This window comes from Acinetobacter sp. YH12046 (assembly GCF_013419905.1).
Lineage (GTDB): Bacteria > Pseudomonadota > Gammaproteobacteria > Pseudomonadales > Moraxellaceae > Acinetobacter.
The window spans coordinates 14,695-33,148 of sequence record NZ_VOZF01000019.1 but is presented as its reverse complement, the minus strand read 5'-3'; the positions used below and the strand labels follow the sequence as shown (position 1 = coordinate 33,148).

Annotated in this window: 20 protein-coding genes; 10 read left to right on the top strand and 10 right to left on the bottom strand. The window is 43.4% G+C overall.

All coding sequences use genetic code 11. The annotated features are described in order from the left end of the window. Positions 1-270 precede the first annotated feature (270 nt). From cydP to FTU03_RS11130, 5 genes are read left to right on the top strand one after another with little or no spacing between them, the layout of a single operon-like run. Positions 271-462 (top strand): cytochrome oxidase putative small subunit CydP, encoded by a 192-nt coding sequence (gene cydP / locus FTU03_RS11150; RefSeq protein WP_004783737.1) that lies wholly within the window; start codon positions 271-273, stop codon positions 460-462. Then, positions 462-2,048 carry a cytochrome ubiquinol oxidase subunit I gene (locus FTU03_RS11145; protein WP_125279135.1) on the top strand — a complete coding sequence of 529 codons (1,587 nt, stop codon included), beginning with the start codon at positions 462-464 and terminating at the stop codon, positions 2,046-2,048. Before cydP ends, FTU03_RS11145 begins: the two co-directional genes overlap by 1 nt. Continuing rightward, entirely contained in the window at positions 2,045-3,190 is a 1,146-nt protein-coding gene (gene cydB, locus FTU03_RS11140) for a cytochrome d ubiquinol oxidase subunit II (protein ID WP_179992998.1), read from the top strand. Before FTU03_RS11145 ends, cydB begins: the two co-directional genes overlap by 4 nt. A 24-nt stretch (positions 3,191-3,214) precedes the next feature. Then, positions 3,215-3,316: a cytochrome bd-I oxidase subunit CydX gene (cydX, locus tag FTU03_RS11135; RefSeq protein ID WP_004783742.1), complete on the top strand. Its 102-nt coding sequence runs from the start codon at positions 3,215-3,217 to the stop codon at positions 3,314-3,316. 3 nt (positions 3,317-3,319) lie between these two features. Continuing rightward, positions 3,320-3,622, top strand: a complete 303-nt coding sequence (locus FTU03_RS11130; RefSeq protein ID WP_159123153.1) for a cyd operon YbgE family protein — start codon at positions 3,320-3,322, stop codon at positions 3,620-3,622. A 48-nt stretch (positions 3,623-3,670) separates the two neighbouring features. On the opposite strand, the gene FTU03_RS16240 is transcribed toward FTU03_RS11130, so the two are convergent. The 7 genes from FTU03_RS16240 to FTU03_RS11095 form a co-directional block, all read right to left on the bottom strand. Then, positions 3,671-4,030 (bottom strand): hypothetical protein, encoded by a 360-nt coding sequence (locus tag FTU03_RS16240; RefSeq protein ID WP_257224160.1) that lies wholly within the window; start codon positions 4,028-4,030, stop codon positions 3,671-3,673. Positions 4,031-4,167: 137 nt separating this feature from the next. After that, positions 4,168-5,307: a rod shape-determining protein RodA gene (rodA, locus tag FTU03_RS11120; RefSeq protein WP_125279132.1), complete on the bottom strand. Its 1,140-nt coding sequence runs from the start codon at positions 5,305-5,307 to the stop codon at positions 4,168-4,170. A 100-nt stretch (positions 5,308-5,407) separates the two neighbouring features. Further along, positions 5,408-6,121 (bottom strand): 2-C-methyl-D-erythritol 4-phosphate cytidylyltransferase, encoded by a 714-nt coding sequence (gene ispD, locus FTU03_RS11115; RefSeq protein WP_179992999.1) that lies wholly within the window; start codon positions 6,119-6,121, stop codon positions 5,408-5,410. Continuing rightward, the gene (locus FTU03_RS11110; RefSeq protein WP_004783752.1) at positions 6,090-6,479 is read right to left on the bottom strand and encodes a septum formation initiator family protein; all 390 of its coding nucleotides are present in this window, start codon (positions 6,477-6,479) and stop codon (positions 6,090-6,092) included. Before FTU03_RS11110 ends, ispD begins: the two co-directional genes overlap by 32 nt. A 7-nt stretch (positions 6,480-6,486) precedes the next feature. Beyond that, positions 6,487-7,776, bottom strand: coding sequence for a phosphopyruvate hydratase (gene eno / locus FTU03_RS11105; RefSeq protein ID WP_179993000.1), 1,290 nt, complete (start codon positions 7,774-7,776; stop codon positions 6,487-6,489). A 44-nt stretch (positions 7,777-7,820) separates the two neighbouring features. Beyond that, positions 7,821-8,678, bottom strand: coding sequence for a 3-deoxy-8-phosphooctulonate synthase (gene kdsA / locus FTU03_RS11100; protein WP_004783756.1), 858 nt, complete (start codon positions 8,676-8,678; stop codon positions 7,821-7,823). 31 nt (positions 8,679-8,709) lie between these two features. Then, positions 8,710-10,350 (bottom strand): CTP synthase, encoded by a 1,641-nt coding sequence (locus tag FTU03_RS11095; RefSeq protein WP_104426986.1) that lies wholly within the window; start codon positions 10,348-10,350, stop codon positions 8,710-8,712. 228 nt (positions 10,351-10,578) lie between these two features. Here FTU03_RS11095 and FTU03_RS11090 point away from each other — a divergent pair, with 228 nt between their 5' ends. After that, a complete protein-coding gene (locus tag FTU03_RS11090; protein WP_373683629.1) occupies positions 10,579-11,034 on the top strand; it encodes a hypothetical protein in 456 nt (151 codons plus the stop codon). A gap of 61 nt (positions 11,035-11,095) precedes the next feature. On the opposite strand, the gene FTU03_RS11085 is transcribed toward FTU03_RS11090, so the two are convergent. The 3 genes from FTU03_RS11085 to FTU03_RS11075 all read right to left on the bottom strand — a co-directional run bounded on the left by FTU03_RS11085 (position 11,096) and on the right by FTU03_RS11075 (position 14,895). Further along, entirely contained in the window at positions 11,096-12,202 is a 1,107-nt protein-coding gene (locus FTU03_RS11085) for a YheT family hydrolase (RefSeq protein ID WP_166134882.1), read from the bottom strand. 69 nt (positions 12,203-12,271) lie between these two features. Continuing rightward, positions 12,272-12,682: a nuclear transport factor 2 family protein gene (locus FTU03_RS11080; RefSeq protein ID WP_179993002.1), complete on the bottom strand. Its 411-nt coding sequence runs from the start codon at positions 12,680-12,682 to the stop codon at positions 12,272-12,274. Between the two features lie 188 nt (positions 12,683-12,870). Further along, positions 12,871-14,895 carry an NADPH-dependent 2,4-dienoyl-CoA reductase gene (locus FTU03_RS11075; RefSeq protein WP_179993003.1) on the bottom strand — a complete coding sequence of 675 codons (2,025 nt, stop codon included), beginning with the start codon at positions 14,893-14,895 and terminating at the stop codon, positions 12,871-12,873. Between the two features lie 166 nt (positions 14,896-15,061). On the opposite strand from FTU03_RS11075, the gene FTU03_RS11070 reads away from it, so the two are divergent. The 4 genes from FTU03_RS11070 to FTU03_RS11055 all read left to right on the top strand — a co-directional run bounded on the left by FTU03_RS11070 (position 15,062) and on the right by FTU03_RS11055 (position 18,268). Continuing rightward, positions 15,062-15,610 carry a PadR family transcriptional regulator gene (locus FTU03_RS11070; protein ID WP_166134890.1) on the top strand — a complete coding sequence of 183 codons (549 nt, stop codon included), beginning with the start codon at positions 15,062-15,064 and terminating at the stop codon, positions 15,608-15,610. Between the two features lie 14 nt (positions 15,611-15,624). Further along, positions 15,625-16,557, top strand: a complete 933-nt coding sequence (locus FTU03_RS11065) for an alpha/beta fold hydrolase (protein WP_179993004.1) — start codon at positions 15,625-15,627, stop codon at positions 16,555-16,557. A gap of 19 nt (positions 16,558-16,576) precedes the next feature. Then, positions 16,577-17,281 (top strand): NAD-dependent deacylase, encoded by a 705-nt coding sequence (locus FTU03_RS11060; RefSeq protein ID WP_179993005.1) that lies wholly within the window; start codon positions 16,577-16,579, stop codon positions 17,279-17,281. A gap of 87 nt (positions 17,282-17,368) precedes the next feature. Further along, on the top strand, positions 17,369-18,268 hold the full coding sequence (locus tag FTU03_RS11055; protein WP_166134896.1) for a LysR substrate-binding domain-containing protein: 900 nt from the start codon (positions 17,369-17,371) through the stop codon (positions 18,266-18,268). Positions 18,269-18,454 lie beyond the last annotated feature (186 nt).

Below are 18,454 nucleotides of genomic sequence, written 5' to 3'. Positions count from 1 at the left end.
TTAGAATAAAAACTGAATAAAAACCCCAGCAAAATAATCAGGATTAATATACTTGAAAAATAAATTCCAACCATTTTAATCAGATTAAAATAATCTATTGTTACAAAAAACAATCACAAATATTTAGAATACTTATCAAACTTTTAATTAAATATTATTAATATTTTCAATAACTTATAAATATATATTTATTTAAACTATTTGGTCTATTTATTTTTTAGTTACAATCGATTAATAATATATAACAAACCACATAATAGGCTTGTTCACATGAGCTTAGTTTCTAAAAATTTAAACCAAAAAACAGTAAGAGAGATTACTGCGATTTTAATTATCAAGATCATTCTACTTCTGGTAATTAAAAATATTTGGTTTGATGCGCCTACTATTCCAAAAGATTTTGACACTCAAGTCGCCGAGCGTATCGCCGGCAATCCTTCCCAAATCAAGGAGACACGTTGATGATTTCTGAAAGCGTGGTCGATCTTTCGCGGTTCCAGTTCGCTATGACCGCGATGTATCACTTTATTTTTGTTCCACTGACCTTAGGCCTGGCATTTCTGCTTGCCATTATGGAAACCACCTATGTGATTTCCGGCAAAGAAATTTACAAGGACATGACTAAGTTTTGGGGAAAACTGTTCGGGATTAACTTTGCCTTAGGGGTAACCACAGGCTTGACCATGGAGTTCCAGTTCGGAACCAACTGGGCATATTATTCGCATTATGTGGGTGATATTTTCGGTGCACCATTGGCTATTGAAGGTTTGATGGCCTTCTTCCTTGAATCTACTTTCATTGGTTTATTCTTCTTCGGTTGGGACCGTTTATCCAAAGTACAGCATCTGGGCGTGACCTGGTTAGTTGCACTGGGATCTAACATGTCTGCACTGTGGATTCTGGTTGCCAATGGCTGGATGCAAAACCCGGTTGGTTCAGCATTCAACTATGAAACCATGCGTATGGAAATGGTGGACTTTGCAGCACTGATCTTTAACCCGGTTGCACAGGTTAAATTCGTACATACTGTTTCTGCAGGTTATGTGACTGGTGCCATCTTCGTACTGGCGATTTCAAGTTACTATATGCTGAAAAAACGTGACTTGCCATTTGCACGCCGTTCATTTGCGATTGCTGCCATTTTCGGCTTAGCGTCAACTCTTTCTGTGATCCTGCTGGGCGATGAGTCTGGTTATGAAATTGGTGATGTACAGAAAACCAAACTGGCTGCGATTGAAGCAGAATGGGAAACTGAACCAGCGCCTGCAGCATTTACTTTATTTGGCTTCCCAAATAAAGAAACCATGTCTACCGATTATGCTGTGAAAATTCCTTATGTTATGGGGATTATCGCTACACGTTCTGTAGATACTCCTGTTACTGGTATTAAAGACCTGCTGGTTGAACATGAAGGTCGTATCCGTAACGGTATGGTGGCTTATGAACAACTGGAAAAACTACGTGCTGGCGATCAGTCTCCTGAGCTGAAAGCTGCATTTGCAGAAACTCAAAAAGATTTGGGCTACGGTCTGCTTCTGAAAAAATACACTGCAAATGTTGTAGACGCTTCTGACGAGCAAATTAAGGCAGCAGCAAAAGATACTATTCCACATGTACCAAGCCTGTTCTGGGCATTTCGTGCCATGGTCGCTTCTGGCTTCCTGATGCTGGTTCTGTTTGTTCTTGCGACTTTTGCGGTGGCTAAACGCAATGCAGAAAACAAACCTTGGTTATTAAAATTTGCATTATTTGCACTACCACTTCCATGGATTGCGGCACAAACTGGCTGGTTTGTTGCTGAAGTAGGTCGTCAACCTTGGACTATTGGTGAGGTTCTGCCTACACATTTATCGACTTCAAGCTTAAGCACAGGCGATGTATGGGGTTCAATCATTGCATTAGCAGCGTTCTACACTGTACTGCTGATCATTGAAATGTACTTAATGATTAAATTCTCACGCCTTGGCCCAAGTTCTCTACATACTGGTAAATACCACTTCGAGAAACTTGAAGCTGCAAAAAAGGCAAATGAGGAGGCTCAAGCATGATCGAATATGAATTACTCAAAATAATCTGGTGGGTACTGGTTGGCGTCTTGCTGATTGGTTTCGCCCTGACTGATGGCTTTGATATGGGCTCCATGGCGATCATGCCATTCGTGGGTCAGAATGATGAAGAACGTCGTGCGGCAATCAATACGATTGCCCCGCACTGGGACGGTAATCAGGTCTGGTTTATTACTGCGGGTGGTGCCCTGTTTGCTGCCTGGCCAATGGTTTATGCAACTGCCTTTTCTGGTATGTACTGGGCACTTCTGCTTGTTCTGTTTGCCTTATTCCTGCGTCCAGTAGGATTTGACTATCGCTCCAAACTGGAAAATACCAAATGGCGTAATGCCTGGGATTGGGGCCTGGCAGTTGGTGGTGCTGTGCCCGCACTGGTTTTCGGTGTCGCATTCGGCAATATGTTCCTGGGTGTTCCATTCACCCTAGATGAAACTGTACGTTCAACTTATAGCGGCAGCTTCTTTGCCCTGCTCAATCCATTTGCACTGGTATGTGGTGTTGTCAGCTTATCTATGCTGTGTGCACACGGTGGTGCATGGTTGATGCTACGTACAGATGGCGATTTACGTGAACGTTCTGCCAAAGCAACCAAAATCATGGGGATTGTTTATCTGGTAGCTTTCCTGGCAGTCGGTGCATGGTTATATTTCGGTAGTATTCAAGGCTATACCCTGGTTACACCTTTTGATACCAATGGTGTTGCCAATCCATTAGCCAAAGAAGTCCTGACCAATGCCAACCCAGGCTGGATGAACAACTACAGCACTTATCCAATCACGATACTGGCACCAGTTGCAGGTATTTTAGGTGGCATCATTGTGGTATTGGCTGCATCTAAAGCCAAAGCAGGTTTGAGCTTCTTGGGTTCATCTTTAGCAGTGATCGGTGCAATTTTGACTGCCGGTTTTGCCCTGTTCCCATTCCTGATGCCTTCTAGCATTAATCCAGTTGCAAGCTTAACCATGTGGGATGCGGTCTCCAGCCAAAATACCTTAACTGTGATGACTGTGGCTGCATGCATCTTCGTTCCACTGATTCTGTGCTACACCACTTGGTGTTACTACAAGATGTGGGGCGTGATTACCAAAAAACATATTCAAGAGAATTCACACAGCCTGTACTAAGGCTGTGTCTTAGGAGATAAAATTATGTGGTATTTCGCATGGATTCTCGGCATTTTGATGGCCTGTTTCGCTGGTGTACTCAGTGCACTATATATTGAAAATCATCAAGACCTGGATGAGAAATAAGAGATGACAGACGCTGCAGTTGAACAAGTAAAGATAGAAAAAAAATCTAACCCTTTTGCAATGGTGATTTCTTGCCTATTGGCTTTTCCACTCGCAGCGGTGTTGCTGGTTCATCCTGCTGCAATGCTGGATGCCAACGGGGAATATAGCCACCGCGCCATGATGTTTATCATGATCGGCATTTCAGGCGGTTTTATTCACGGGGTTGGCTTTATCCCTCAGCACTGGTTCTGGAAATGGCTATTTAGTCCGTTTCTGGCTTGGCCGTTAATGCTATGGGGTTATTACACCTGGTTTCTTAATTAGGTATTAAACAGCCAAAAACAAAGCCCTCATTTGAGGGCTTTTTGTTCTTTATTTCTTTTGTGAAACACAGCCTGTTTCATAGGTAGTTCCCAAATCCTGAAGGGATTGAGTAAACTGATTATCCAGTGTACTCACAAACCGGAATTCATCCTGCGCTGTCGCAAGATGCAGATTCTGTTCTGATAGATACTTTAACTGCTTTAAACCGGTTGCATATTCACAGGCTTTAGCAATCATAAGTGCAGGATGCTCACGTCGGTCTACCGATGAGTTCAACACGGCAAGTTTTAGCTCTAACTCATCATATTTTTGTTTGGTTTGCGCCTTAAATTCAGCCTGACTCAGTGGTTTGGCCCAAGCTGAAACAGATAAGCCCAAAATTCCAATGGTTATGATTAATTTATGCATTTTCCCCTCAACAATAAAAATTACATACGATTTATCTAAGTCATTGAATAGTTATAGCATAAAGCTACTTTTAATAAATACGAGCAATAAAAAAGCCAGAACTACTCTGGCTTTGAAAACTTACTTCATTGAATTTTCTACCGATGAGTATGAATTGACATCACAATACCCATCCCTGCCAACATGGAAATTACGGCTGTACCACCATAACTCATCAATGGCAAAGGGTCACCCGTTACAGGTAAAATCCCACTGACCATGCCTGAGTTTAAAAACACGAAGAAAAAGAAAGTCAGTCCGATCGCACCGGCATACAAACGGCCAAAGTTATGAAAGCTATTCATGCCAATAATCAGACAGCGAATAATAATGGCCGTAAACAGGCTGAATAGCAGAAACACCCCGATAAAACCAAATTCTTCGGCATAAGTCGACATGATGAAGTCGGTATGATGTTCAGGCAGATAACCTAGATGAGACTGCGTACCTTGTGAGTAACCTTTTCCCATAATTCCGCCCGAACCGATGGCAATTTTGGACTGGATAATGTTCCAGCCTGCGCCCAAGGCATCCGATTCTGGATCGAATAAAGTCAGAATCCGTTTCTTTTGATATTCCTGCAACAAGAACATCCACAGTAGCGGCACTGCAACGGCCAAAGCAGCAAAGGCTCCAGCAATTAAACGCCATGACATGCCACTTAAGAACAGTACAAAGATTCCGGGAATCACCAGACCAATATTTAAATCAGGTTGTAATGCCACCAGTACGAAAGGCACGCCTAAAATCACCAAGGCACCGACAATATCCAGAAACTTTGGAGGGAAAGGTTTACGGGCAAAGTACCAGGCCATCATCAGTGGCATGGCAAACTTCATTACCTCACTCGGCTGCATGCTCCCCACACCCGGCAACGTAATCCAGCGGGTTGCCCCAAGACGCTTTTCACCAATCACAAAGACCAGCAGCAGCATAAAGATACCGAACATATAAAAATATGGACTGGCAGCCTGATAGACCTTGGGTGGTACTTGGGCACAGATAAACATTACCACAAAACCCACACCAAAACTGATCGCCTGGCGAATCACCATCCCCGAATCTTCAGAGGTGGCACTGTAAACCACCATCAGACCCAAGATCGCATTTAAAATCAGGAAACAAAGCAGCCATGGATCAAGGTGCAACTTGGTCCATCGGGAGGCATTCTGGGGATTAATACTACGACCATCGCGTGCGGACTGCCGCAAAAAACGATACTGCTGTGAAGGGATCATTGGCCCACGGGTAGAAAATTCATGATGGCAAAATTATAAGTTAAAGTGCTCCGGAATAAATCGCCATTGACCGATTTATTCCATTTTTATTGCAATATATTTAGCGCTGGGCAGCCAGAATCAACTTCGCCAGTTCCAGATCATCTGGATAGGTAATTTTAATATTATCGGAACGCCCCTGTACTACTTGGACGGGTTCATCTATATGTTCCAGTGCACTGGCTTCATCGGTAATGGTAGCACCATCTGCGAGTGCCTGCTGAATCGCACGCTTCAAAGTTCCAAGTTTCGCCATTTGTGGTGTTTGCGCCTGCCATAATGTCGAACGATCTACTGTCATTTCAATACCATGATCCTTTACGACACGTTTTAAGGTATCCCGTACCGGAATGGCCAGAATCGCAGCCTGATCAGTTTGAATTGCTGTATTGACCAGATCAATCAGGGAGCTTTGACTCACACAAGGACGGGCTGCATCATGCACCAAAACCCAATCCTCTTCTGAAGCAATCTCAGATAAATATTCCAAGGCATTTAGTACAGAGTTGACGCGCTCTGCACCGCCCAAGCAAAAATGTGCTTTATCCAGATGAGAAAGTGGCAGAGTCTTGGCAACATCATCCTGTGCACCAATCGCAAGGACATAACCTGCTAATGGCAATTGATTCAGACGGGAAACCGTGTGTTCAAGAACGGTCCGTTCCTGAATCATCTGGTATTGTTTAAGTTCGGTTTTGGAAAATCGGCTACCGGAACCTGCAGCTGGTAAAATGACCCACAATTTATGGTGTTGTTGGAACATCAGCTGATTCATTGGTTCTCAGGTCTACTTTATTCGGATTAAGATAAATCGGTTTATATTGAGTACTAATAGTGCTCATTTGCACAAAGGTTTCATGCGGCTTGATCAAACCTAGATCGAGACGGGCATGCTCTTCGATGGCTTCAATACCATTCTTCAAATCATAAACTTCTGCGGCCAGAACGCGATTACGTTCTTTCAGTTCTTCATTCAATTCTACTTGTTGCTGAATTTTCTGGGTCAATGCCTGATGGTCATTATAACCACCCTCACCGAACCAGTATAAATATTGAAACCCTGCGATCAAAACGATCGCAAGGCCCAACAGTACTTTACTCATCAAGGAGTCGAATACATTTAACATTGACATGAGTCGCTTAGTTCAAACCTTTGAACTCAGCTTTACCGCGATATGCAGCTTGAGTCAATTCTTCGATACGAAGTAATTGGTTATATTTCGCTACACGGTCAGAACGGCAAAGTGAACCAGTCTTGATTTGACCCGCTGCTGTACCCACTGCAAGATCCGCAATAGTTGAATCTTCAGTTTCGCCTGAACGGTGAGAGATTACAGTAGAGTAACCATTTGCTTTCGCAAGGTAGATTGCATCTAAAGTTTCAGTCAATGTACCGATCTGGTTGTACTTGATCAGGATTGAGTTACCTACTTTCTCGTTGATACCGCGTTGAAGAATCTTAGGATTCGTAACGAACAGGTCATCACCCACCAACTGGATTTTATCGCCAAGGATAGAAGTCAGGTAAGACCAGCCTTCCCAGTCAGATTCGTCCAGACCATCTTCAATCGAGATGATAGGGTATTGATTTACCAGACCTGCAAGGTAGTCAGCAAACTGGTTGCTTGTGAACGATTTGTTGCCTTCACCAGCCAGGATATATTGACCATCTTTGTAGAATTCTGAAGATGCACAGTCAAGCGCAAGCATAATATCAGAACCAGCTTTGTAACCAGTTTGCTCGATTGCAGACAGGATCACAGTAATAGCTTCTTCGTTAGAACGAAGGTTTGGCGCAAAACCACCTTCATCACCAACTGCAGTGTTCAAACCTTGTTTCTTCAAAACTGATTTTAAAGAATGGAAGATTTCAGCACCAGCACGTAACGCTTCAGAGAATGAAGTGAAACCTACAGGCTCAATCATGAATTCCTGAATATCAACAGTGTTGTCTGCGTGAGCACCACCGTTCAGGATGTTCATCATTGGAACAGGCATAGTCAAAATCTTTTGACCACGAAGATCTGCGATATATTGGTAAAGCGGCGTTTTCTTTTCTTCAGCAGCAGCACGCGCAGCAGCAAGAGATACTGCCAAAGTTGCGTTTGCACCTAATTTTTCTTTGTTTTCAGTACCGTCTAAAGCGATCATCGTATTGTCGATGTCTCTCTGTTCGAATACTGATTTACCCACTAACGCATCACGAATCAGAGTGTTTACGTTGTTAACCGCAGTTTTAACACCTTTACCTAGGTAACGTGCTTTATCGCCATCACGAAGTTCTAAAGCTTCACGAGAACCAGTTGAAGCACCAGATGGTGCACATGCACGGCCAACTACGCCAGATGCCAGGATAACGTCTGCTTCGATGGTTGGGTTACCACGAGAGTCCAAAATTTCACGTGCACGAATGTCAACGATTTGGCTCATGAACAATTCCTCAGTTGATTAATAACAGGATGCTTAAAACTGCATCAATGGGTATCTAATTTTTCAAATCCTTTCACTAGAGTATCCAGCTCTTTTAATTGAGCCAGGAATGGTTCTAGTTGAGATAAACGCAAGGCACAAGGACCATCACATTTTGCCACATCCGGATTTGGATGAGCTTCTAGGAACAAACCTGCAAGACCTGTTGCCATACCGGCACGCGCCAGTGTAGTAATCTGCGCACGACGACCACCGGCAGAGTCAGCACGACCGCCTGGAGTTTGTAATGCATGTGTTACATCAAAGAATACTGGCACGTTCATTTCTTTCATGATGTCGAAGCCCAGCATGTCTACAACCAGATTGTTGTAACCAAAAGCAGAACCACGCTCACAAAGAATCAGCTTGTCATTCCCTGCTTCCAGACACTTATGCAAAATGTGGCGCATTTCGTGCGGAGCAAGGAACTGGGCTTTCTTGATGTTGATAATGGCATCAGTTTTTGCCATCGCTTCAACCAGGTCAGTCTGACGACTTAAGAATGCAGGTAGCTGGATAATGTCAGCAACTTCTGCCACAGGAGCAGCCTGATACGGCTCATGTACATCAGTGATAATTGGCACATTAAAATGTTTTTTAATGTCGGCTAACCACTCGATTCCTTTTTCCAGGCCAGGCCCACGGAATGAGTTCAGGCTTGAACGGTTGGCTTTGTCAAAACTTGCTTTAAAGACATATGGAATATCTAAACGTTTGCAGATATCAACATAAGTCTCTGCAATTTCAAAAGCTAAGTCTTTCGACTCAAGTACGTTCATGCCGCCGAATAGTACAAATGGCAAGTGGTTTGCCATTTGTATATCGCCTAAACGTACAATTTCTTGTGGTTTTAATTGTGACATTTAAACTTCCTAGTTGTGTCTTAAACTCGCATTATTTAGTTTTTTGGTACTGTTTTTTCGCAGCATCAATGAAACCGGCAAATAATGGATGTCCATCACGTGGCGAGCTGGTAAATTCCGGGTGGAATTGTACTGCAATAAACCAAGGATGTGCAGGAATTTCAACAGTTTCTACCAGGTGTTGCACTGGAGAATAACCAGAAATCTTCATGCCTTTTTCTTCCAGCACTGGGATATAACGGTTGTTCATCTCGTAACGGTGACGGTGACGTTCGATAATTTCATCCGAACCATACACTTCAGCAGTCTTGGTACCCGGTACCAGTTCAGACTTCTGTGCACCTAGACGCATGGTACCGCCAAGATCAGAATCTACTGAACGCTGTTGAACTTCACCGCGCTCATCTAACCATTCAGTGATCAGACCAATCAATGGAGATTTGGTTGAACGGTTGAATTCTGTTGAAGTCGCATCAGTGATACCCGCCACATTACGTGCATATTCGATCACTGCAAGCTGCATACCTAAACAGATGCCTAAGAATGGCACACCGTTTTCACGTGCAAAACGAATCGCTTTCATTTTGCCTTCAGTACCACGTTCACCAAAACCGCCTGGTACCAGAATCGCATCCGCATCTTTCAATACTTCATTGACATCTTGGCTTTCAAGTTCTTCAGCATTGACATAGTCGATCTGGACTTTCACGCGGTTTTGAATACCGGCATGTAAAAGTGCTTCGTTCACAGACTTGTAGGCATCCGGAAGTTCAACATATTTACCAACCATCGCAACACGAACAGTGTATTCAGGATTCAGTAAAGCTTCTACCACATTATCCCAGTCAGACAGGTCTGCTTCTGGAAGATTGTCATAGCCGAAACGTTCACAGATTAAATCGTCAACATTTTGTTCATAGAAAGTACGTGGAATCTGGTAGATCGTACGTGCATCTTTACACACGACTACTGCACGCGCTTCTACGTTAGTGAACAAGGCAATTTTACGCGTCGTATCTGCATCAACATCATGTTCAGTACGGCAGATCAAAATGTCTGGTTGAATACCAATAGACAGAAGTTCTTTAACAGAGTGCTGTGTTGGTTTGGTTTTTAATTCTGCTGCAGACTTAATGTATGGGAGTAACGTTAAGTGCATCAGCATCGTACGTTTATGACCAAGTTCAACCATTAACTGACGTACAGATTCCATGAATGGGAGAGATTCAATGTCACCTACAGTACCGCCGATCTCAACGATCGCAACGTCATAACCTTCGCCAGCGCGAAGTACACGTTCTTTGATGTTGTCAGTAATGTGTGGAATAACTTGTACAGTACCACCTAGGTAGTCACCACGGCGTTCTTTATTCAGAACATCCTGGTAAACACGGCCTGATGTAAAGTTATTCAGTTTGGTCATTTTCGCACGACGCAAGAAACGTTCGTAGTAACCCAAGTCTAAGTCTGTTTCAGCACCGTCTTCTGTAACAAAAACTTCACCGTGCTGGAATGGGCTCATAGTCCCTGGATCGACATTAATGTATGGATCCATTTTTACCATGGTCACTTTTAAACCACGGGCTTCTAAAAGTGCAGCAACAGAAGCAGCTGAAATACCTTTACCTAGTGATGAAACAACACCACCAGTCACGAAAATAAAATGGGTCATTGGGTTTCTCGTACAATCGAGCCTAAATCGGCCTGCAATGTTGCGCAATTTTACTTTACCTTGTACCAATAAAGCAAAGTCAATCCGCATCAAATCAAAGAACAATAAACAATTGACTATTCTAACAGCAATTCCTGAAAAAAATTACAGTAAGTTCATATGATTTATATATTGCATTTTGCTGCTATAATAGGAACATTCACACCCTACACTATTCTGTTTGATGCAATGATGATGAAGAAACTTTTAATCTGTACCCTGATCCTGACTGGCCTTACACTGACTGGTTGTGTAAAAAAAGAAGCTCCAAAAGAAGAAGAACAAACCGAAGTTACTCCAGCATCTGAAGTGGTTGCTCCGGAACCTGTACAACTTGAGCCTGTTGAACCATTAGAATCAACACCAGTTGAACCGGTTGAAGAAGCACCAGCAGCACCGGCTGTTGAAATCCAGCGCGAACAAACTGCGAATACTACGACTGAAATTCGCCGTGAAGTTAAAAAGCCGGAACCTGCTCAATCAGAGCCTGCGCCTGCAGCTGAAACAAATTCAAGCACTGAGCAGCCTGCAAAACCTGCAGCAACACCAGCCGCTCCTAAAAACAACTCATCTTCTGCAAATAAGTCTGAAGATGATGCAGTTGCAGATGCAATTGCTGCTGCTATGCCAGCACTTGAAAACTAATATAATCCTTCATCAAAAAAACCCAGCTTATGCTGGGTTTTTTATGGTTTAAAAATCTCTTTCAAGCTGCCGTTGGAGTATCGGAAAGTTGCAGTAAATAATCTGCCATCAGACGAGTGGCCCATGATTCTGTCTGCATTAAGCCCTGATAAAAGCCACAATGGCTACCTTTTTTAGTGGTGACGACCACAATATTTGGCATGGCTCGAATGACATCCTTATACGGTTCCAGATTCTGGATATGACAGACCGGGTCATCTTCCGAATTCAAAATCATCAATGGAATTTTGACATTTTCAAATACATAAATTGGATTGGTGGCCTTGGTATAACTTTCATAATCTGAAAAGCCTGCCAGCTCATAGTAGCGCTGTTCAAATTCAGACAAGTCTTTCACCTCAAGCAATTGCTTCCATGAAGGATAAATCTGCCAGGTTTCCTGATAAGGATGGATAAAACGTTTGATCAGTTTTTTAGCCATGACTTTGCTATAAAACGGATGTACATAGGCAAAACCGGTTTCAGTGTTATAGCCTGGGCATAAAGCAAAGGCTGCTTTGAGTGGGGTTTGCTCGCCCTCTTCACCCAAGTAGCGAACCAACAGTCCTGTCCCCGCAGAGGAACCCACACCATAGAGATCGGATTGAGGAAACTTGTCCTGAATATAGAGCAACTGTTCACGCAGATCTTGGGTTGAACCAAACAAGTTCATTTTTGGCACAGGCATTGGCAGGTCAGCATGACCACGGCGCAAACACAGAGCAACACGCCAGCCTGTATATTTATGTAGGTCACGCACCAGCTCCCGCATGGATTCCGGAGAGCCGGTAATGGTATGCAATAGCACAATGGTAGGTGTACTTGGCGGTAAATCTAAACCATACCAGGCAATGCCAGTAATGCCGCCATCGGACATATTCAGCTGCTCAAGCACATCATATTGCAGCTTAATCGTGCGTTTTTTTATCAAGTCCAGATATAGAATGTGCGCATGCGCATTCGATAACCACGGTGTTGGACGATATTTCTGTTTTAAAAGTGGTAAACGTTCAATCACACCAGAAAATAAACCATTCGGATTATAATAAAGTGTTGGAAGATCGGCTCCGCTAAAGCGGTCCAGATATTCACTTGAAAGTTGACTCATTTTTTTAAGCCACATTTTCATCTGTATTCCCCTCTAGTTTTCTATCAGTGATGTACAAACTTCATGCCGACTTGAATCAATTTTAGGAAATTAAGTATTAGCCTGATAAGCCTGAATCCGCTGGCCCATTTCTATAGCTAAGGCTTCAAGTCCAGATTTTGGTCGTATCATTACTTCAAAATCAATGATCTGACCTTCATCATTGAACTGAATCATGTCGATTCCCTTAAGTTTCTTATCGCCGACATTGGCGGAGAACTCAAGTACAACATTGTTACCATCTTCACTAAGAAATTCGCGGTGATAAGTAAAGTTTTCAAAGACCTGAACCACATTGGTCAAGATAAAAAATACAACCTGTTTCCCGGGATAAGGCTGAAAAGCCACGGGTGAGCGGAATACGACATCGTCCGCGAGGAGTTCATTCAATATGGACATGTCACGTGTTTCCAACATTTCATGCCAACGCATAATTGCAGTTTGGGTTGTTTGTAGTGTCATTATTATTTCCTTTTTGTTGTAAAGTCCCTCTTTGCAAATAGGGGGATTTAGGGGGATTCTGGTGTTTCAGAATAGAATCCTCTCCCTAACCCTCTCCTTTAACAAAGGAGAGGGAATGTTGCGAATCAACTTTCTTTCATGACAATTTCGCATGAAAGCAAAAACTGTCATCTTTTAAGTTTTATCAATTAAATCACCGCAGCCAATTCAGCACCCTGACGGATTGCACGTTTAGCATCCAGCTCACCTGCTTCTTTCGCACCACCAATGAGATGCACGTTTTTACCGGCAGCTTTTAGTTCATCAAACATGGCAGTATAAGATTCCTGACCAGCACAGATAATGACATTATCTACGTCTAACACTGCAGGTTGATCATTTACCATCACATGCAGACCTTGATCATCAATTTTTTCATAGCTTGCACCAGCAATCATTTTGACATTACGATGCTTTAAGCCAGCACGGTGAATCCAGCCTGTGGTTTTACCCAGACTTGAACCGACAGAAGCTGCTTTACGCTGCAATAAATAAATTTCACGTTCAGGCTGTTCTACATTGGCGGTCTTGAGTCCACCGACATTTTCATAGTTAGTATCGATTCCCCATTCATCATAGAATTTTTCCGGATTGACGCTACCACTTTCGGTCCCATGACTGAGCATCTCAGCCGTATCAAAGCCAATACCCCCTGCACCAATAATCGCTACACGCTGGCCGACTGGTTTACGCTCTCTTAGTACCTCCAGATAAGACAACACTTTAGGATGATCAATTCCAGGAATATCGAGCTGACGCGGTGTCACCCCAGTGGCAACCACAATGTCATCAAATTCGGCTGAAATCAGCTGATCAAAGGTCGCGGTGCAATTTAATTTCAATTGAATACGTGGTTGCAACTCAATCTGACGTTTGAAATAACGTAAGGTTTCATAAAACTCTTCCTTACCTGGAATGGTCTTCGCAATATTAAATTGCCCACCAATCTGCGCTGAAGCTTCGAATACAGTGACATGATGACCACGACCTGCTGCATAGATGGCAAAGCTTAAACCCGCTGGTCCTGCACCAATCACTGCAATATTTTTCGCTACATTGGTTTCTTTAAAGATCAGTTCAGTTTCATAACACGCGCGTGGATTCACCAGACAGGTAGCAATTTTCATCGAGAAAATATGATCCAGACAGGCCTGATTACAACCGATACAGGTATTAATTTCATCACTACGGCCCTGTTCTGCTTTTAAGACAAACTCAGAGTCTGCCAGCATTGGACGTGCCATTGACACCATATCGGCATCGCCTGTAGCCAGGACATATTCTGCCATTTCCGGCGTATTAATACGGTTAGAGGTAATAAGAGGAATACTCACCTGACCTTTTAGCTTGCGCGTAACCCAAGTAAAGGCCGCACGTGGCACTTTGGTAGCAATGGTCGGAATACGCGCTTCATGCCAGCCAATACCGGTATTAATAATCGTCGCGCCCGCTTTCTCAATGGCTTTGGCCAGTTGGATTACTTCTTCTAGAGTTGAACCGCCTTCAACCAGATCCAGCATGGAAAGACGATAGATAATAATAAAATTCTCACCGACCATTTCACGGGTACGGCGTACAATTTCAATCGGGAAACGGATACGGTTTTCATAACTACCACCCCATTCATCATCACGATGATTGGTACGCGCTGCGATGAACTCATTGATCAGGTAACCTTCTGAACCCATGATTTCGACACCGTCATAACCGGCGTATTGAGCCAGTCTGGCACAGTTGGCAAAGTCATCAATGGTTTGCTGCACTTCAGCAGAGCTTAAAGCATGCGGTTTGACTGGATTAATCGGTGCCTGAATTGGAGACGGCGCGACATTTTCCGCCTGATAAGAGTAACGGCCGGTATGCAGGATCTGCATGGCAATTTTCCCGCCAGCCTCATGCACGGCTTGAGTAATGATTTTATGCTTTTCAGCTTCTTCAATCGTGTCGAGCTTGGAACCGCCCTGAAAAGTGACGCCATGATCATTCGGTGAGATACCACCTGTCACAATTAATGCTACGCCACCCTTGGCGCGTTCTGCATAAAAGGCAGCCATCCGATTATAACCACCTGGTGCTTCTTCTAAGCCCACATGCATAGAGCCCATCAAGACACGGTTTTTAAGCGTGGTAAAACCTAGGTCCAGTGGGGCAAGTAAATTCGGATATTTAGACATTTCAACTCCCTAGCGTGCAGATGTGCTGGCTATTTTTATTCAGGCTGACTGATTTATTTCCATCAAGCATCAGCCTTATGCAACTTGTTGCACTAATTTATAGTGCAGAATTGATTTTTATGCAACATGTTGCATAATAATCCCGAGTCACTTTTTTGAGACGTTTATGTCTTTATCACATGTTTTACTCACCAGCCTGATTGAGAAACCGAGCACCGGCATTGAACTGGCACGCCGTTTTGACCGCTCCATGGGCTTCTTCTGGAATGCCACCCATCAGCAGATCTATCGTGAACTAAATGCCATGCTGCAAAAAGGCTGGATTTCGACCATAGAAGAGGAAGATTCTCATAGCCGTAAAAAAACCTATCAGGTAGAACGACTCGGCCGGGAAGAACTGGCTAACTGGATGCTGGAGCATAGCTCTCCTGCACAGCTTCGTGAAGAATTGATGGTTCGTCTGCGTGCAGAAGCCCAACTTGGCGGCAACAGCACCTTACCTGAACTGGAACGACATCTAGAAATACATAAAGAAAAGCTTAAAACCTATCAGCATATTTTCGCCAAAGACTTTGCTCAAGCTGACGAAAATGACCGAACCCTGTATATTCATAAAATGATTCTGCAACTGGGTATTGATCAGGAACTGGGCTGGATTGCCTGGCTGGAACAGGTCATTCCCAGACTTAAACAATTCGATGTAGAAAAATTATAAATACGGAGATATGCATGCCCTTCTATACCATGCCAGATGGCGAACAGTTATTTGTACGTGAATACGGTCAGGGTCAACCGGTACTGGTCCTATCCGGTCTGGGCATGTTGAGCTGGCAATGGGCAGCTTTTCTCTATCCACATCAGAAAAACTTCCGCTTTATTATTCCTGAATGGCGCGGTTTTGGGGCGTCTAGTCACTGCAAAATCCCGCAAGACCTGGATGCGATTTCCAGTCACTGGCTTGATGTTCAGTCGGTGATCCAGCAGCTCAATTTAGATCAATTCATTGTAATTGCTTACTCTATGGGCGCGACAACCACCATGCATGGCCTGTGCTATGGGAACTTTGCCAAACACATAGCAGCTTATTTGCATATTGACCAAACACCGAAGATTCCGGTCGATAATGCCTGGGCATTTGGACTTTTTGGTCCACGCCATCAGGAATTTATTGAAATTTTGCAGCAGCTTTCAACATTACTTGCAGAACATCAGCATATTGAACTCATTCGGGATCTGGATAATTCAGTACGACAGCAAATTGCAGCATTATGGCTGCGCTTTATCCAGCTACAAAATGATCGTCCAGCCAGTTTGAAAGTATTTAAGTTCATCCTGAACCAACCTCGTCTGCAAAGCCTGCTCCTTCCTTCTAGCCGGGTGGATTATATGGCGTGGTACATCAATAATTATTTATATCATCAGGAAGATTATCGTGAAGCTCTGACGAAGCTTACTTGTCCAGTAACTTTCTTTAGCGGTGTGCAGTCAAAACTTTATCCTGTGGAAGGTCAGCGCCTAATTGCCCAAAGCCTGCCTCAGGCTAAACAGGTACTTTTTACAAAATCTGGCCATACCCCCTTACTGACCGAACCACTCAAATTTGCCAAGGAGCTCGGTATCTTTCTGAAAGACAATTTACAGTCGAGTTCATCAGCGGCCTAAAGATTCAGGAGAAGAAATCATGAAAAAACTGGTGGTGTTTTCAGGTGCTGGCATGAGTGCGGAAAGTGGGATTAACACCTTTCGTGACAGTGATGGGCTTTGGGAACAGTATCGTATAGAAGAAGTGGCCACACCGGAAGCTTGGGCTAAAAATCCGGAACTGGTGCAACGCTTTTATAATGCCCGACGTAAAAATATTCTGGAAGCACAGCCAAATGCAGCTCATCAACTCATTGCCGAACTTGAAGATGATTTTGATGTACATGTGATTACCCAGAATATTGATGATCTGCATGAACGTGCGGGAAGCTCCAAGGTCATTCACCTGCATGGTAATATCCGCCTAGCCAAAACCTCAGGCCCGAATTGTCAGTACACCACCGAGTTTTATCCGATTGAAGGGACTGAATTAGATTTAACTAAACACTTCTGTAAGGATGGCTATCCACTACGTCCACATGTAGTCTGGTTTGGTGAAGCAGTTCCTGCTTATGAAGAAGCACAAGATTGTGTACAGAATGCTGATATTTTTGTGGTCATTGGAACCAGTTTGCAAGTATATCCTGTTGCTGGTTTAATCCATGAGATTCCAGCTCACTCCACAGCTTACTATATTGATCCCAAAGCAGATCAACAGCATTTACCAGTTCAGTTTCACAAGATTTCCCAAACGGCCACAGAAGGCATGAAGACCTTACTTAAATTACTTGAGTCCGAGATCTAGTCATCATTCAAAATTCGTATTCTATAGTTGACAGTATGCAACAATCATTTTTTAATCAGCCTATTGTTGCAGGAATGGAATTAAACGATGCTGACTGATCTGGATGATTTTTACTGTTTTGCGCAGGTCGTTGAACATGGCGGCTTTAGTGCAGCCGAACGTGCCACCGATATTCCCAAATCCAAGCTCAGCCGCCGTGTTTATAATCTGGAAGAACGCCTTGGTGTCCGCCTGATTCAGCGTAGTTCTCGCCATTTTGCAGTCACTGATATTGGCATGAATATCTATCGACATGCACAAGTGATGCTCAGTGCAGCACAGGCCGCCCATGATCTGGTGGATCATCTCAGTACTGAACCGCGTGGTACCATTAAAATCAGCCTGCCCGTCTCCATTGCCCAGAATGAAATGGCAAAAATCCTGCCGGATTTCCTGAAAAAATATCCTGAAATTAAAGTCCAGATGATGATCACCAATCGACGTGTGGACATTATTAATGAAGGTTTTGATCTGGCCTTACGGGTACGGACCAGCCTGGATGATGATCCGAATCTGGTAATTCGTCAGTTTGAAAAAATTGAACAGCATCTGTTTGCCAGTCAGGGCTATTTAAATGAATTTGGCGATCTTAAAACACCTGAACAGCTCTCTGAACATAAAATTTTAAGCATGGCTGAGGAACATACTGAACAGTTCCTGATATTGCAGAATGAGCAGCAGCAACAGAAGAAAATCCGGATCAACCCGACCGTAATGGGATCAGACCTGAATATGCTGGCACAACTGGCAGCTTCAGGCTGTGGTATTACCTTATTGCCCGATAATGTCGTGCAGCAATATATAGAACGGGGCGAACTGGTTCGGGTACTTTCAGACTGGAAAACGGCACATGGAATTTTCCATCTGGTTTATCCTTCCCGTCGTGGTCTGTTACCAGCTGTAAGAGTATTTATTGATTATCTGGTTGAGCATCTGCATCTTGTATAAATAGACATATTTCCGGCAAAAAAAATAGCTCATTCTTGGGGAAAAATGAGCTAATAAAAACGATTCACTACAGCATGAAGTGAACGAAAGGAAACTACTACCGCCAAGCCAAATCTAATACACAGCAATCAGACATCTAACAAAGCAAATATCAACTAACTATAAATAGATTAAGAGAATTTGGCT

What these genes read in the sequence shown, in the direction of transcription:
- cydX (WP_004783742.1), top strand. Translation starts at nt 3,215, where the DNA reads ATGTGGTATTTCGCATGGATTCTCGGCATTTTGATGGCCTGTTTCGCT.
- rodA (WP_125279132.1), bottom strand. Translation starts at nt 5,307, where the DNA reads ATGATCCCTTCACAGCAGTATCGTTTTTTGCGGCAGTCCGCACGCGAT.
- FTU03_RS11055 (WP_166134896.1), top strand. Translation starts at nt 17,369, where the DNA reads ATGCTGACTGATCTGGATGATTTTTACTGTTTTGCGCAGGTCGTTGAA.
- FTU03_RS11070 (WP_166134890.1), top strand. Translation starts at nt 15,062, where the DNA reads ATGTCTTTATCACATGTTTTACTCACCAGCCTGATTGAGAAACCGAGC.
- ispD (WP_179992999.1), bottom strand. Translation starts at nt 6,121, where the DNA reads ATGAATCAGCTGATGTTCCAACAACACCATAAATTGTGGGTCATTTTA.
- FTU03_RS16240 (WP_257224160.1), bottom strand. Translation starts at nt 4,030, where the DNA reads ATGCATAAATTAATCATAACCATTGGAATTTTGGGCTTATCTGTTTCA.
- FTU03_RS11090 (WP_373683629.1), top strand. Translation starts at nt 10,579, where the DNA reads ATGATGATGAAGAAACTTTTAATCTGTACCCTGATCCTGACTGGCCTT.
- FTU03_RS11085 (WP_166134882.1), bottom strand. Translation starts at nt 12,202, where the DNA reads ATGAAAATGTGGCTTAAAAAAATGAGTCAACTTTCAAGTGAATATCTG.
- FTU03_RS11065 (WP_179993004.1), top strand. Translation starts at nt 15,625, where the DNA reads ATGCCCTTCTATACCATGCCAGATGGCGAACAGTTATTTGTACGTGAA.
- FTU03_RS11075 (WP_179993003.1), bottom strand. Translation starts at nt 14,895, where the DNA reads ATGTCTAAATATCCGAATTTACTTGCCCCACTGGACCTAGGTTTTACC.
- kdsA (WP_004783756.1), bottom strand. Translation starts at nt 8,678, where the DNA reads ATGTCACAATTAAAACCACAAGAAATTGTACGTTTAGGCGATATACAA.
- FTU03_RS11060 (WP_179993005.1), top strand. Translation starts at nt 16,577, where the DNA reads ATGAAAAAACTGGTGGTGTTTTCAGGTGCTGGCATGAGTGCGGAAAGT.
- FTU03_RS11080 (WP_179993002.1), bottom strand. Translation starts at nt 12,682, where the DNA reads ATGACACTACAAACAACCCAAACTGCAATTATGCGTTGGCATGAAATG.
- cydB (WP_179992998.1), top strand. Translation starts at nt 2,045, where the DNA reads ATGATCGAATATGAATTACTCAAAATAATCTGGTGGGTACTGGTTGGC.
- FTU03_RS11095 (WP_104426986.1), bottom strand. Translation starts at nt 10,350, where the DNA reads ATGACCCATTTTATTTTCGTGACTGGTGGTGTTGTTTCATCACTAGGT.
- FTU03_RS11110 (WP_004783752.1), bottom strand. Translation starts at nt 6,479, where the DNA reads ATGTCAATGTTAAATGTATTCGACTCCTTGATGAGTAAAGTACTGTTG.
- cydP (WP_004783737.1), top strand. Translation starts at nt 271, where the DNA reads ATGAGCTTAGTTTCTAAAAATTTAAACCAAAAAACAGTAAGAGAGATT.
- FTU03_RS11145 (WP_125279135.1), top strand. Translation starts at nt 462, where the DNA reads ATGATTTCTGAAAGCGTGGTCGATCTTTCGCGGTTCCAGTTCGCTATG.
- eno (WP_179993000.1), bottom strand. Translation starts at nt 7,776, where the DNA reads ATGAGCCAAATCGTTGACATTCGTGCACGTGAAATTTTGGACTCTCGT.
- FTU03_RS11130 (WP_159123153.1), top strand. Translation starts at nt 3,320, where the DNA reads ATGACAGACGCTGCAGTTGAACAAGTAAAGATAGAAAAAAAATCTAAC.